General features: G+C 69.1%; 11 protein-coding genes. 2 read left to right on the top strand and 9 right to left on the bottom strand.

All coding sequences use genetic code 11. The annotated features are described in order from the left end of the window. The first annotated feature begins 1 nt into the window (after position 1). Entirely contained in the window at positions 2 to 886 is an 885-nt protein-coding gene (locus tag BLS85_RS09315; RefSeq protein ID WP_143027147.1) for an alpha/beta hydrolase, read from the top strand. A gap of 228 nt (positions 887 to 1,114) precedes the next feature. Here the strand turns inward: BLS85_RS09315 and feoB are convergent, their stop codons facing one another. The 6 genes from feoB to BLS85_RS19710 all read right to left on the bottom strand — a co-directional run bounded on the left by feoB (position 1,115) and on the right by BLS85_RS19710 (position 7,069). Further along, positions 1,115 to 3,670, bottom strand: a complete 2,556-nt coding sequence (gene feoB, locus BLS85_RS09310; protein WP_092785544.1) for a ferrous iron transport protein B — start codon at positions 3,668 to 3,670, stop codon at positions 1,115 to 1,117. Between the two features lie 141 nt (positions 3,671 to 3,811). Next, a complete protein-coding gene (locus BLS85_RS09305) occupies positions 3,812 to 4,600 on the bottom strand; it encodes a DUF4198 domain-containing protein (protein WP_092785542.1) in 789 nt (262 codons plus the stop codon). Between the two features lie 54 nt (positions 4,601 to 4,654). Further along, the gene (locus BLS85_RS09300) at positions 4,655 to 4,981 is read right to left on the bottom strand and encodes a hypothetical protein (RefSeq protein ID WP_218128361.1); all 327 of its coding nucleotides are present in this window, start codon (positions 4,979 to 4,981) and stop codon (positions 4,655 to 4,657) included. Next, a complete protein-coding gene (locus tag BLS85_RS09295) occupies positions 4,978 to 5,463 on the bottom strand; it encodes a transposase (protein WP_092785540.1) in 486 nt (161 codons plus the stop codon). The genes BLS85_RS09300 and BLS85_RS09295 overlap by 4 nt, the downstream gene beginning before the upstream one ends. 284 nt (positions 5,464 to 5,747) lie before the next feature. Then, complete coding sequence (locus BLS85_RS09290) at positions 5,748 to 6,686, bottom strand: SAF domain-containing protein (protein ID WP_342729450.1); 939 nt, start codon at positions 6,684 to 6,686, stop codon at positions 5,748 to 5,750. After that, a complete protein-coding gene (locus BLS85_RS19710) occupies positions 6,617 to 7,069 on the bottom strand; it encodes a Gfo/Idh/MocA family oxidoreductase (RefSeq protein WP_342729449.1) in 453 nt (150 codons plus the stop codon). The genes BLS85_RS09290 and BLS85_RS19710 overlap by 70 nt, the downstream gene beginning before the upstream one ends. Positions 7,070 to 7,282: 213 nt before the next feature. On the opposite strand from BLS85_RS19710, the gene BLS85_RS09285 reads away from it, so the two are divergent. Continuing rightward, positions 7,283 to 8,104, top strand: coding sequence for a universal stress protein (locus BLS85_RS09285; RefSeq protein WP_092785538.1), 822 nt, complete (start codon positions 7,283 to 7,285; stop codon positions 8,102 to 8,104). 65 nt (positions 8,105 to 8,169) lie between these two features. Here BLS85_RS09285 and BLS85_RS09280 read toward each other — a convergent pair whose 3' ends face one another. The 3 genes from BLS85_RS09280 to hemJ form a co-directional block, all read right to left on the bottom strand. Continuing rightward, positions 8,170 to 8,829 carry a hypothetical protein gene (locus tag BLS85_RS09280; RefSeq protein WP_143027146.1) on the bottom strand — a complete coding sequence of 220 codons (660 nt, stop codon included), beginning with the start codon at positions 8,827 to 8,829 and terminating at the stop codon, positions 8,170 to 8,172. Positions 8,830 to 9,139: 310 nt separating this feature from the next. Beyond that, positions 9,140 to 12,973 carry a translocation/assembly module TamB domain-containing protein gene (locus BLS85_RS09275; protein ID WP_092785534.1) on the bottom strand — a complete coding sequence of 1,278 codons (3,834 nt, stop codon included), beginning with the start codon at positions 12,971 to 12,973 and terminating at the stop codon, positions 9,140 to 9,142. Positions 12,974 to 13,031: 58 nt separating this feature from the next. Then, positions 13,032 to 13,490, bottom strand: coding sequence for a protoporphyrinogen oxidase HemJ (gene hemJ, locus BLS85_RS09270; RefSeq protein WP_245699161.1), 459 nt, complete (start codon positions 13,488 to 13,490; stop codon positions 13,032 to 13,034).

Raw genomic sequence — 13,490 nt, 5'->3', positions numbered from 1 at the left:
CGTGTCTCGGCACGAAACGCCCCGCTGGCGAGGTGTGCTGGTGGGCGCCACCCTCGCCGCGCTGTGGGCCTGCGCCGGCCCCACCGCGCCGTCGCGCGCCGACCTGGAACACCAAGCCGGAGAGGCCTCGTTTTCCCGCCTGCGCCTCGACGCGGCCGATCTGACCGTTGTCGGCTGGCTGGGGCCGAACCGCGCGCCGGCCGGCGACCGAACCCAGCCACTGACCGTGTTCGTGGAAGGCGACGGCGCCGCCTGGCCGCGCCGCGACCGTCCGCCCGCCGATCCCACCCCGCGCCGGCCGCAGGCGCTGGGGCTGGCGCTTGCCTCCGGTCTGCCCCACGTCGCCGCCCTGGCCCGGCCCTGCCAGTTCGAGCGCCCGGCGGCCTGCCGGATCGAGGACTGGACCACGGAGCGCTTTTCCGACACCGCCGTGCGCCGGATGAACGCGGCCCTGGAGGATCTCAAACGCCGCGCGGGTGCCGATCACCTCGTTCTGGTGGGGTACTCCGGAGGCGCCTTCCTCGCGGCTCGGCTGGCGGTCATCCGCGACGATGTGCGCGGACTGGTCACCGTGGCCGGGGTCCTGGATCCGGCCGACTGGGCACGCCACCACCGGGTCAGCGCGCTGCCGGCCATGGACCGCCACACGGCGGAGCGGCTGGCCGCGCTGCCCCAGGTCCATGTCCTGGGCGCGGACGACGACATCGTGCCGGCCGGTTGGGCAGACGACGTGCTGGATCGCCTGGGGCTGGGCCCGCCGGCGCATGCGGTGCGGGTCATGGAGACCGCCGATCACGGCTGTTGCTGGGTCACGCTCTGGCCGACGTTGGAGCCATGGGTGTGGAACGCCCTGCGTCTGATGTCCCGGACGTCTTCCGTTTCATAGCAAGGCTTTTCCATCATCCCGAAGCAGCCGTCAGGCCGCGAGGGATCTCCCGCCGCAGTGTGTTCCCTGTTCCGACCGGACGGGTGTCTGCGGAGGCCGGCCGATATCACACCGAAACCGCTTGATGGGGTCGCGCAGATCGGCCGACGGTGGGGTTCGCCCCGCTCACCCCAACCGTGTCCACGGGTCTTCACCCACGACTGGGGAAGGACCCAAGCGGGTTCCGGACTACTCCGCCCCGCCCTCGGGGACGCGGTAGCCCGGACGCGGCAACGACCGGCCGAACGGCGCCTTGAACAGGCCGACCAGGATCAACAAGGTCAGCGCCACGACGTAGATTCCGGTCATCATCTCCAGGCCCGTCAGGTTCAGCGCCACGCCTGTGGTGTAGGTCACGCTGGCGACCGCCAGGGCCAGGGCGGTCGGGAAGATGATCGAGAAGGTCATCCAGGCATACGAGTGGGTCTGCACCCGGATCATGATGGTGGTGGCCAGACACGGCGGATACAGCGCGAAGAACAGCATCAGCGCCACCGCCGTCAGCGCGGTATAGCCGGCGGCCTTCTGCTCGGCGCCCATGCGTTCCTCAAGGGTCTGGTTGTCGCCCTCGGGCTGGTCGAACAGCACGCCCAGGGTGGCCACGGAGCTTTCGCGCGCGGCAAAGGAACTCAGCAGCGCGACGTTGATCTTCCAGTCGAAGTTGGCGAACTGCGTGACCGGCTCCAGGGCGCGGCCCAACTGACCGAGCGCGCTGTTGACGATGCGCTCGTCCTTCATCTGGCGCCGGATTTCCTTGCGCGTGCTCGCCAGATCCCGTAGCGCTCCCTGCGCCGCGCGGGCGTTCGGATCGCGCGAGCGCACCAAGAAGGGCGCCAGATCCGGGTGGTTGTCCTGAAGGCGGGCGTCCAGCGCCTCGGCGGCCTCGCGGCTGCCGACCATCATGCGGTCGGATCGGTAGTCCGTGTAGAGGTTCACCAGACGGGTCAGGCTGTCCTGGTCCGGCACCGCCGCCAGCAGCGGATTGCCGGCCAACGTGGCGCGGAAATCCACAATCGCCGCCTCGGCGCGGTCATGATAGTGCGCCTGCCGCTCCGGTGTCAGGCCCGGGAACTGCAACAGCACGTAGACGATGGTCGCCACCGCCACCACGACCGTGCCCACCTTCTTGATGTACATCCAGGTCCGGTCCACCGAGCGGCGCACCACCCCCGTCACAGTGGGCAGATGGTAGTGCGGCAGTTCCATCACGAACGGCGCCGTCTCCATGTGGCGTAGCACCGAGACGCTCAGCAGCTTGGCCACCAACAGGGCGAAGATCACCGTGATGGTGGACAGGTAGAACAGGATCAGCCCCTTGGTGTCGGGGAAATAGATCGAGATCAGCAGGGTATACAGCGGCACCTTGGCCAGACAGTTCATGAACGGCACGGTCAGGATGGTCGCCATGCGCGCGCGCTGGTCCGGGATGCCCTTGGTGGCCATGACCCCGGGCACGGCGCAACCGCCGGCAAATACGCCGCCCAGGATGTAGGGCAGCGTGGACTGCCCGTGCAGGCCGAAGCGGTGCAGAATACGGTCCAGAATGAAGGCGATGCGGGCCATGTAGCCCGAATCCTCCAGGATCGCGATCAGCGCGAACAGGATCAGGAACACCGGCACATAGTTCAGCAGCGCGTTGGCCGAATCCACCATCCACAGCCCCATGGAGCGGACGGTGGGATCGTGCAGGAAGCCGGCCGACGGCAACAGGTCGCCCGCCAGATCGCGGAACCCGGCCAGCAGGGGCCACGTCACCTTGGTCAGTTCGTAGCCCTGGACGATGGACAACTCGTAGATCACCCAAACCGTCAGCACCAGAAACGCCGGCGCCAGCCACCGGTGCAGCAGAAAACGGTCGATTCGCTCGGTCAGCGGCACACGGTCGCGGTGGGCGTGGTGAACGCTTGTGGCCAGGATCTCGCCGGCCAGATGGTCGCGACAGGCGGCGATATGATCCCCGGGCGTGATCCCCTTGCGCGCCTGGAAGGCGGTCGCCGCCGCCTGGGCCTGATCGAGAATGCCGTGGGCGTTGTTGACGTTCTGGCGCAGCAGGCGTTCGGCCTCGCTGTCCTGTTCGAGCAGGCGGGCCGCCATCCACCGCGCCGAGACCACCTCGGACAGCCCCGGCAGTGCGGCGATGCGCGCCTGAAGCTCGGCCACCGCCTCCTCCAGGTCTCCGTAATTGAGGGTCGCAGGCACCTGCGTGGGAGCCTCCGCCGCGCGCGAGATCGCCTCGCGCAACTCTTCCCGGCCGACCCCCTTGTGGCCGACCACCGGCACCACCGGCACGCACAGGCGCTGGGACAGGGTCTCCAGGTCCAGGGTGAGGCCGCGGCTCTTGGCCACGTCCATCATCGACAACGCGATCACCACCGGGAAGCCCAGTTCCAAGAGCTGGAACGTCAGATACAGGCCGCGCCGCAGATTGCTGGCGTCGACGACGTTGACCACGACATCGGGCTGGGCGTTGAGCAGGTACTCGCGCGCCACCCGTTCCTCCAACGAGAACGAGGTCAGGCTGTAGGTCCCGGGCAGATCGACGATCTCCACCGTGCGGTCGTTATGCCGGTAGCCGCCGCTCTTCTTGTCCACCGTCACGCCGGGATAGTTGGCGATGTGCTGGCTCAGACCCGTCAGGGCGTTGAACAGGGTGGACTTGCCGCAATTGGGCTGGCCCGCCAGCGCGACGCGAAGGCGGGCGGGCGCGGCCGGGGCTGGGGCTGAAGCGACGGTCGGGTCTGACATCAGAAGACCTCTCGGAACCGGAAGAACAAGCCCGCCAACGAACAGACGGGCCGAAACGGGCGGGACTGTGGAAACCGGCACCACGGAACGGGCAACCCCCTGCGGGGTCACCCGTCCCGAGACCACCGGACTGAAGCGATCTTACTCCATATCGTAGGCGCGGACCCAGAGGACCGCGTCCTGACTCAATTCCTTGCCCTCGAACTCGGTGGCGGGGCCGGACCCGAGCGCGGCGAAGCCCCAGAACCCGGCCTTGGGAATGCCAAACGTGAACGCGCCGTCGGCGTCGGTGATGGCCACCACGGTGCCGCCCGGCATCGGCCCGGCGGTGGGCTCGGTGGGCCGGTTGGTTTCCATGTCCGGCGGCGCGGCCATGTACTCGATCTCGATCTCGGCGCCGGCGACCGGTTCGCCGTCGGAGAGCAGCACCCCGGAGAACGTCGATCCGGCGATCACGTTGGTCGGCTTGTTCAGGGGCACAATCTCGGTCGGCAGGCCGACGGGCTCGTTCCAGCCGGTCGGCGCGCCGCCCTTGTTGAGATAGCTCTTGGTGATCTGCTGAATGTAGATGTCCTCGCTTTCCTCGTAGTAGGGCGCAGGGGTGAACGCGACGATGTAATCGCCGTTGCGCTTCACCGGGATCGTCGCCTCATAGCCTTGGGCCTCGTTGTGGGCGGCGTGGAAGGTCACCGGAGCGAGCCTGTCGGTCAGATCGGTCTTCTCGCCCTTGAAGTAAAGGGCCAGTTCCGACGGCGCGCCCATGTCCATGGCGTGGCCGTTCTCCATCGGATGCCAGAAGAAGAACTTCATGGACACCTCGCCGGGCTTCTCCAGGTTGACTTCTGGCGTGTAGGCAAGCTGGAAGTGGGCGAGCGCGGGCGCGGCCGACAGGATCAGGGCGGCCGCTGCCATGGTCAGGGTCCGGGTCATGCGGGGATCTCCTCTTCTCTCTTGTTTTTTCGAGCACGCCGAGTCGCAATGGGTTCAGTAAATCTCGGCGGCGGGGACCTTGATGCGATGGCCTTCCCCGGCGTCGAACTGCACGCTGTAGTCGCCCTCGGGCATCTCGAAGATGAACTCGCTATTGGCGTCCATCTTGCTTTCCTCAATGACGGCGCCGGTGCCGTCGAGCACTTGAACGGGCACGCCGGAGGCGGAGGATCCGTCGGAGAACCCGGCCTCGCACAACACGGTGCCATCGCCGTTGTCGTAGCAGGAGAACAGCGGCGTATGGGCCAGGGCGGCGCCGGCCGGGGCCAGCATCAGGGCGGCACCCAGGGTCAGGGCGGACAGTCGGCGGAACGGTGTCATGGTAATCTCCTGTCTTCACGGAGGGGGTCGGGATGGCACGGCGGGGACTCGCCCCGCTCATCGCGCTCGTCGCGCAGGGCGCTGAGAACCGGGTCGTCGGGCGCCGCCATCAGACGTTGGGTCATGGACCAAGCGGTCTTGTAGCTGACCGCGCAGGCGCGCTGGATGCGCGCCGGCAGGCCGCGCCCGGGGTCGTCCAGAAACAGCGCCATGGCCCGCAACCAAGCGGCGGTGTGGATGTTCGAGCGTTCCAGCACCGTCCCGCGCCGCGCCGAAAACGGTTTGCGGCAGCATGCGCATTTGAAGCGCACCCCACCCGAGCGCGTGCAGATCATCCGGTAGACGTGCCGCGCGCCGCAGTGGGGGCATACCGGCCCGCGCCGGGGCCAGCGCAAGGCTTCAAGGCGGGCTTCAGCGGCGGCGCGATTGTCCGGCGCCGTGCGACCGGTTTGGGATTCGAGGGCTAGAGCGGCGGCGGGCATGGCGATCCGGGTGGGGTGCAGGGAGATGCGGGTCGGACGGGCGCGCCGCCCGACAGCTGATGCCCCGCACCGTATTAAAAATAAGAACCAATCGCAATAATTTCCCGTATCGACCCAATGGATACTGCCTGTGCCACTATCTTCTGAAATTTCAGCGCGGTAGGCGGTACGACGCAGCCCGCGCCGCGAAGCCCGAGCAGAAAAATGGGGTACCAGAAGTGATATACACCGGGCCCGGCGGCCTCCGATGACGCCCGGGTCCAATTCCGCCGCATGTGGCGCGCTTACGACGCGGCGGCGCGGGCCTGCGCCTCCAGGGCGCGGCGCAGGCTCACGGCCTCATCCGCCTCGTCGATGGCCACATCGGACCAACGCACCACCTGTCCCTTGGTCACCGGCGCCGTCAGCCGCACCCCGTGCGCCAGCCCGATCGGTAGCGCGCCATCGGCCAGGGAGCGCGCCGCCGTGGTCAGGCGCCCCCACACCGTAAAGCCGCCCTCGCCGTCGAGTTCGGTGCCCGCCGTCAGGTCGCGCTTGGCCACGGCCACCACGTCGGCCGTAAAGGACCGGGGCGTTCCCGTCGCCTCACCGCGCAGCGCCGCCGACAGAATCGAGACGTTCAGTTCCAAACCGATGAGATGAAATGGCTTGTACATGGCGGCGAAGCGGCCGGTCGCGTCCGTGGTCAGGCCGTACTGCCGGAAGCACGCGGCGGCGTAGTTGGTCGGAGCCTCGATGGTCACGTACACGCCCCAGCGCAGATCCCGATACACGGGCCGACCGTCACGCTCCAGGGACGAGACCACCTCGACCATGCCGGGCCCCTCAAGCTGGCCGCCCAGGGCGCGCGGGCGCAGGGCGTGGGGCAGGTCGTCGCGGCCGCACGGGGGAAAGACAAGGCCGCCTTCCGGCGCCCCCAGCCCGGTGGCATTGGCCACCGCCGCCATCTCGATGGCCGACTTGGTGCCGTCGAGGAACGAGTTGAACATGCGCGCGTTCATCCCCGCCGCCGCCGCCTGCTCCGCGTCCAGCCCGTAGTGCGCCCAAACCGTGTCCGGGGTCGAGTCGTGATAGGCCGGCAGGTACTTGGTGCCCTTGCCCGCCGCCGTGACCGCGAATCCACAGGCGCGCGCCCAGTCCACCAGTTCGCAGATCAACGCCGGCTGGTCGCCGTAGGCCATGGAGTGCACGACGCCGGCCGCCTCGGCCTCGCGGGCCAGCATCGGCCCGGCGAGGGTATCGGCGCCTCGACGTTGACCATGACCACGTGCTTGCCGGCCCGATGGGCGGCCCGGGCATGCCGGATGCCGGCCGACGGATCACCGGTCGCCTCCACCACCACATCGACGTCATCGGCGCAGATCGCCGCCATCGGGTCGTCGCCGATGCGCGTGGCGGCGATGTGCTCGGCGCTCCAGCCCACGCTCTCGCAGTTGGCGCGGGCCCGTGCCGGGTCCAGGTCCGCGATGGCGGCGACCACCACCCCGGGACTGCTGGGAACCTGGGCGAGGAACATGGCGCCGAATTTGCCGGCCCCGATCAGGGCGACCCGAACCGGCCCGTCCCCGGCCGCGAGCCTGCGCGTGGTCAGACCGGTGAGCCCCATGACGTCCCCTCCCCCTCTCCTGTGTCCGCCGAAGCCCGCAGTTTCGGGCACGGAGAGGGCTGTGACAAGACCGTGCCGTCGGCTGTCCTTCACTCTTACCGCGCCCGATACAGCCGTGCTATAAGCGGGGCCGTAACGGTAACGTTGGCCCAGCGCCACCCCAAGTTCCGGCCGGAATCAACCGCGCCGGCCAGAAGAGACGGAGGACACCTGATGACGCCGCGCACCATCCTGGTTCACGTGGACGATACCGACGCCTGGCACACGCGCCTGGACGTTGCACGGACGATCCTGGGCGACGGTGCCGATTCAGGATACGTCATGGGGATCTACGGGGTGGTGGATCAGACCGAGCGGCATCCCTACAGCCGTCAGGTCTCCGGGGATTTCCTGGCCAAGGTCGACGCCGCCGAGGCGCCGTTCCGCGCCGCCTGCGAGGAGCGCGGCCTGCGTTGCGGCTGGCACGGCATCCACGGCGCCGATACCAACCTGATCGCGGCGCAGATCTCCGCCAACCTCCAGACCGCCGATCTGGGCATCGTGGCCCAGCCGCGTCAGGACGACATGGGCCACACCCTCACCCACGAGGTCGTGGAGCAGGTGGCGGTGAACGCCGGCCGTCCGTTGCTGGTGCTGCCGTACATCACGCGCGAGTTCCCAAAGCCCCGCCGGGCCGTGATCGCCCTCAACGAAGACGGCGCCAGCGCCCGCGCGCTGCATGACTCGCTGCCGTTCCTGACCGGATGCGAGTCCGTCACCCTGCTCGCCGTCAGCCGCGATCCCGTGGCCCAGCAATGGCGGTGGGAGGCCCACCGCGACACCCTGGGCCGCCACGGCATCCGCGCCGAGATCGAGCACGAGGTGCCGAACGACATTCCGGTTTCCGACCTGATCCTGTCGCGGTGCGCCGATCTGGCGGCCGACATGCTGGCCATGGGCGCGCACGGCGGCTATGACGCGCCGCGCCTGCTGCGCGGGGGTGTCATCAAGTCGCTGCTGCCCGAACTGACCCTGCCCCTGCTGCTGTCGCGGTAGACGGTTGATCCGCTCGGACACGGATCAACCGGGCTGAGGCGCGGACGACGGCGGGGACCCTTCGGTCACCCGCCCGACTCAACCCCGGCCAGACTCCACGACTCCAGGATCAGGCGGGCGGTCGGCAAGTACACGTCGAACAGACTGTCCTCCGCCGTGTAGGTCCACAGGTGGACCACCGCCGCCCGGGGCCGGGGCCGCGCGACGGCCCACTGGCGCATGATCCCGTCCGCGCCGGTCCATTCCGCCACCATCTGCCGCCCGCGCGGCAGATCCGCGCGGCCGCCGTCGGTTGCCCCCGCGCCCGGTCGAAACATGGTCTCGCGCAGCATCAGAAACGACTCGTGGCGTGCCTCCAGGTCGCGGCGATAGGCCTGCATCAGCAGGCGCGCGGCGTCCGCCGGAGTCTCCGCCTCCGGCGCCCTGAGGTTCCGCACCGCGACGGGCGTGTAGTAGGCGTCGGTGCCCTCCGGCCCCGAGACCACCACCGTATAGGGCGCCGGCGTGGCCACGATCCAATCCCCCGGCAGGTCAAAGCGGTAGCCCCAGGTCTCCGGCGCGAACCGCTTGAAGGCACCCGTGGGGCGCGATGGCGGCGCGGGCTTTGATCCCGGCGGGCGGGGATCGGTCGCAGCCAGGGCCAGACCGGGCGCCGCCAGCGCCAGCGCGCCGGCCATCACCAGCCGGCGACGGTTAATCCCGATCAACAGGGAAATTGATGACAAATCCGGATCATCCGGCCCGGGAGGTGCTCGCCGCCCGAACTCCCTCCCCTGGATGCGGCTCTTCGCTCGCGCGACAATATGACTCGTCATTGCGAACCCTCGTCGCAAGACGAAGGTGAAGCCATCCAGGGCGTAGGACACCAGTATTCGCCCGGGATTGCCCCATATATTTTATTTGGGCTGCGCTCCTCGCAATGACGAGCAGGAGTAAAGTTGTGTGAATCGGATAGCCCCGAAGGAGGGAGGAGAAAAGAGCGCGCCTTCGCTGGACGGTCGCGGTCTTCTGAAAGGCCGACCTTGTCGGCCGGTCTTAGTAGTCCCTGCGCCACAGCACCCCCACCTCGCCCGCGCCGGAGCGCCGGGCCTTGCTTTCCACGCGGAATCCCGCGCCCAGATCAACCTCGACACTGACGCCGCCGTCGCCGGCGTCAATGCCCTGTTCCACGCCGACATAGATGTCATCGCCCAGGTAGGTGCCGGCCTCGACACCCGGCCCCCCGCCCTCGCCGCCCTGCCCGAAGCGCAGCACGTCCAGCCCGGTGGCCTGACGGACGGTGTCCAGAATCCCCGTCTGCGTCCCACCGCCCACGCCGGTCAGCGCGGCCAGGGCCCGCGCCAGCTGGACCGTTTCCAGGGTGGTCAGTTCGCCGGTGCGCTTGTCGAACAGGATCAGCGACAGCACCTCGTCCCGAGGCCGGGGCGGCGTGGATTCCAGCACGAACTGGGGATCGTCCGCCGGACCGCGCAGCCCGATCCGGGCCTCCGCATCCGATGTCTCATAGGCCGCCAGGATGTCGATCAGGGGATTGATGCGCCGGCCCCCGGCAAAGCGGATCTGGCCCGTGCGGATGGTCAGCGTACGCCCGATCACCTCGATGGTGCCGCGCCGGATGTCGATGGTGCCATTGATGCGTGGCGCCGCCGCCGTGCCGCCCACCTGGAGATCCCCGCCCCATTCCGAGTCCAGGCCCTGTCCGGTCACGTAGACCCGGTTCGGCATCCGCACCGCGATGTCCAGCGCCACGTCGGGCCCGGTGGCCGCCGCCTCGTCGCTCCCGCGCTCCGCCGCCGCGCGCTCCAGCGCCGCCATGGCGGTTCCGGTCTCGTCGCGGATTTCGACGGTCTCCAGATCCGGCACCGCCGCCGCGCCGCCCCCGACCAGACGCACGCGCACCTCTCCGGTCTGGACCCAGCCGGACAGACGGGACCCCGCCGCCCCCGCCAGATCCAGCGTCAGGTCGGCGTCGGCCGAGGCCGTCACGTCGTCGCGCCGGACCACCATGGCCTTGTCGAGACGTACGGACACCGTGCCCTCCGGACCCTCCGCGCCAAGACGCACGTCGCCCTCGCCGCTGAGACGCCCGGTGCCGCCGTCGGTGCCCGACAGCGAGACCGTCAGCCGATCCGTTCCGGCGGCCGATGCGGTGACGCTGAGATCGTCGATCAGGGTGCCCGCCGTCAGGTGCTCGTATTCGCCGCCGGTCAGACGCACGTCGGCCGCGATGCCGGGCGCCGCCAGCGTGCCGTCCACGGTGGCGGTCAGCACCAGATTGCCGGACAGCCGGTGGTCGATGAGCGGAAGCATCTCCCAGACGCGCCCCACCGGGCCGTCCCAGTCCACGCTGGCCGACAGCGGCGCGTCGGGGGGGATCGGCCCGTCCGCGCCCAGCACCAGAGGCAGGTCGGCCGTGGCCCGCGTCGGCCGCTCGGCGAAGCCCGAGAGGGTGGCCTCCGCCGTCAGACGCCCGCCGCGGAGTCGTCCCGAGACGTCGGCGGCCAGCGGAGGAGCATCCTGGGCGTCGGCGAAAGACACGTCGCGCACGCCCACCCGCAGTGTTCCCTCCGGCGTGGGCAGGCGCCCCGACAGCGTGAGCGTGGCGTCGAGTCGCCCGGACAGCCCCAGGTCCGGCGCCGCCAGCTCAGCCAAGGTCAGCGGCACTGCCTCCGCCGAAACCGAGACATCCAGCGCATCGCCGGTCATCCCGCCCTGGACGGTCACCACGCCGTCTTCCACATCCACGGCCAGCCGATCCACCCGGACGCCATCGACCCACGTCACGGCGGCCGGCTCCCGCGCCGCCAGGGTGCGGCCGGCATTGTCCAGCGTCAGGCGGGTGAGGGTCGCCCGGCTTTCGCCGGGCTGGACCCGCGTCGCCACCGCCAGCGTCAACGGCCCGGTCGGTCCCGTGCCGGACAGATCCACGGTCGCCGTCAGATCGTCCGCCGTTCCGTTCAGGTCCGCCGCCAGAGTGTCCCATTGCACCGCGCCGGCGCCGCCGGTCTGGGATCGAACCTTGGCCGTGATCGCCGCGCCGCCGAAGGCGTCGTCCACCGTGGCGTCCACCGTCAGCGCACCGAGAGAGACCGCGCCGTCGGACAAGGAGACATCGGTGCCCCGCGCCGTCGCGGTCACATGCTGGCGATCCCCCGACGGGTCCAGGGTCACGTCCGCGCTCAGGGACCCCGCCAGCCCCGGCGCGCCCCAGGCCGCCAGTGTTCTCGCGTTCGTGATGGACAGCCGCGCCGATCCCTCGGTCAACAGCGTGGCCAGATCGGCCCGCGCGGTCCCATCCAGGCGCAACCCCGGGGCCTCGACGCTCAGATCAGACACCTCCGCTACCGCGAACCCCGGCAGCGCATAGGCGGCGGACACCGACACCGGCCCGGCCGGACCCGTCGCCGTCGCCTCCAGGGTGCCGGACGGGCCGCTGGCCACGCCCGCGGCCGTGGCCGAGACGTTCAGGGTATGCCAGACCTGTCCGGCCAGTTGGGTCGTCGGAACCTGGACCGTGGCCGACACATCGGGATTGCCCAGCGCACCGGACGCGCGCGCCCGCACTGTCGCCGCGCCCACCAGCGCACCCCCGGTCAGGGGGTCGAGCGTCGCCAGATGGGCCGAAAGGTCGGCATCCAGAGTCTCGAAATCCGCCGGGATAGAGACTGCCCCAGCCAGGGACACAAGCGCACCGGATAGGGTCAGATCGGCCACCGAAAGACCGGCTGCCGGATCGAACGTGACCCCGGCGGTCAGGTCCGGACGAGAACCCAACAGGGCCTCCACCTGGGGCAGACCCAGCGCCGCGTCCGTCAGGGTCAGCCGGGCGTTCGCCGACACCATCAACGTCTCGTCGAGCGTGATGTCGTCCAGGGTCAGCGTGCCGGATCCGGCAGGCGACAGCGATCCTAGAATCGGGGTCAGCCGGTCCAGGCGCGTCAGATTCAGGCCCGCCTCCGCCCGCGCGGTCAGGGGTGACAGCGCGGCGTCGGCCTTGGCGGTCAGGGTCACGCCGTGATCGTCCGTGATCCGCAGGGCGTTCACCGCGATGGTGGAATCGGACAGTCCGTAGCGAACTCGTCCGGAGACCGTGACCGGATGCGGCATCAGCGCCTGAACCACATCCGGCGCCCGGCGACTGTCGGCGCGGGCCTCCAGGTCCACGTTGACGTGGTCGAACGACGGACCCTCTAGTCGGACCTTGGCGTCAAGCTCCGCCAGGTCACCGTCGATCCGCCGCGCCTGAAGCGCGGCCGTGATCGCGGTCGGGTCCAGGGCCTCGCCCTCGCTGCCGAGATGGCCCGCCAGATCCAGCAGTACCGGTTCACCGATGATGGACGACCCCACGAAGACGCCGTCGAGCCGCAGGTCCGCCACCGTCAGCAGCCCCAGCAGCCCGAAATCGAACCCGCCGGAGGTCTCTTCCGCCGGCTCGGAGGCCGGAAAGACGGGCAGCCGGTTCAACAAAACGCCCTCGGCATGCACGCTGTCGATATGGAAGCGCGGATCCAGGAGGTGGGCCGGATCCCAGGCCAGTGCGACCCGGTCGACGGCCAGCCACATCCCTTCGGCGTCGGAGACGGTCAGGCCGACCAGCTCCAGGGAGAAGGGCAGATCGCCGTTCAGAGCCTCAAGCTCGACGGACACGACCCCGGTTCCGTTGACCAGATCGACGATGGTTCCGCGGAGCCAGTCCCGTCCCGATTCGGTGCGGAATATCCATCCTCCGCTGCCAGCCACCCCGGCGCCCACGAGGACGACGATCAGCGTCAGAACAGGAATCAGCCGCTTGCGCCGCCGCCCCCGCGAACGCGGGGCGGGCGGTCCAGACTCCGGTGCATATCCTGGTCGGTCGGCGGCCTCGGCCATGCCAGCGATTCATCTCCGCGATCCGGGCACGCGCCGAGACGCCGGACGGCGCGCCGGCTCAGAAGGGTTTGACAATCACCATGGGCACGATGATGAGCATCATCAAGGTCGGCGCCTCGTTCCACACCCGATAGAAGCGGTGTCCCCGGGTGTTGCGGTCCTCCAGGAAGTCCTTGCGCCAACGAGCGTAGAGCCCGTGGCAGACCAGCAGGCCGACCACCGCCAACAGCTTCACATGAAACCAACCGTCGGTGAGGAACTGACCCCACAACAACATACCGGTGATCACGGCAACGATCAGGGATGGATTCATGATCGCCTTGAGAAGACGGCGCTCCATGACCTTGAACCGTTCAGATGTGGCGGAACCGGGTTCCTCCATGGCATGATAAACATAGAGACGCGGGAGATAGAAAAGGCCCGCCATCCAGGTAATAATACTAATAACATGCAGGGCTTTGATCCAAAGCATGTAGCCCCAGAGGTTGAACAAAGTCATAAAGTCGAGGAATTCCAT

This window comes from Rhodospira trueperi (genome assembly GCF_900101965.1).
Lineage (GTDB): Bacteria > Pseudomonadota > Alphaproteobacteria > Rhodospirillales > Rhodospirillaceae > Rhodospira > Rhodospira trueperi.
Note: the sequence above shows the minus strand (reverse complement) of the source record. Positions and strands in the feature narration are given on the sequence as shown.

What these genes read in the sequence shown, in the direction of transcription:
- BLS85_RS09290 (WP_342729450.1), bottom strand. Translation starts at nt 6,686, where the DNA reads ATGCTGGCCCGCGAGGCCGAGGCGGCCGGCGTCGTGCACTCCATGGCC.
- hemJ (WP_245699161.1), bottom strand. Translation starts at nt 13,490, where the DNA reads ATGGAATTCCTCGACTTTATGACTTTGTTCAACCTCTGGGGCTACATG.
- BLS85_RS19710 (WP_342729449.1), bottom strand. Translation starts at nt 7,069, where the DNA reads ATGGGGCTCACCGGTCTGACCACGCGCAGGCTCGCGGCCGGGGACGGG.
- BLS85_RS09275 (WP_092785534.1), bottom strand. Translation starts at nt 12,973, where the DNA reads ATGGCCGAGGCCGCCGACCGACCAGGATATGCACCGGAGTCTGGACCG.
- BLS85_RS09295 (WP_092785540.1), bottom strand. Translation starts at nt 5,463, where the DNA reads ATGCCCGCCGCCGCTCTAGCCCTCGAATCCCAAACCGGTCGCACGGCG.
- feoB (WP_092785544.1), bottom strand. Translation starts at nt 3,670, where the DNA reads ATGTCAGACCCGACCGTCGCTTCAGCCCCAGCCCCGGCCGCGCCCGCC.
- BLS85_RS09300 (WP_218128361.1), bottom strand. Translation starts at nt 4,981, where the DNA reads ATGACACCGTTCCGCCGACTGTCCGCCCTGACCCTGGGTGCCGCCCTG.
- BLS85_RS09285 (WP_092785538.1), top strand. Translation starts at nt 7,283, where the DNA reads ATGACGCCGCGCACCATCCTGGTTCACGTGGACGATACCGACGCCTGG.
- BLS85_RS09305 (WP_092785542.1), bottom strand. Translation starts at nt 4,600, where the DNA reads ATGACCCGGACCCTGACCATGGCAGCGGCCGCCCTGATCCTGTCGGCC.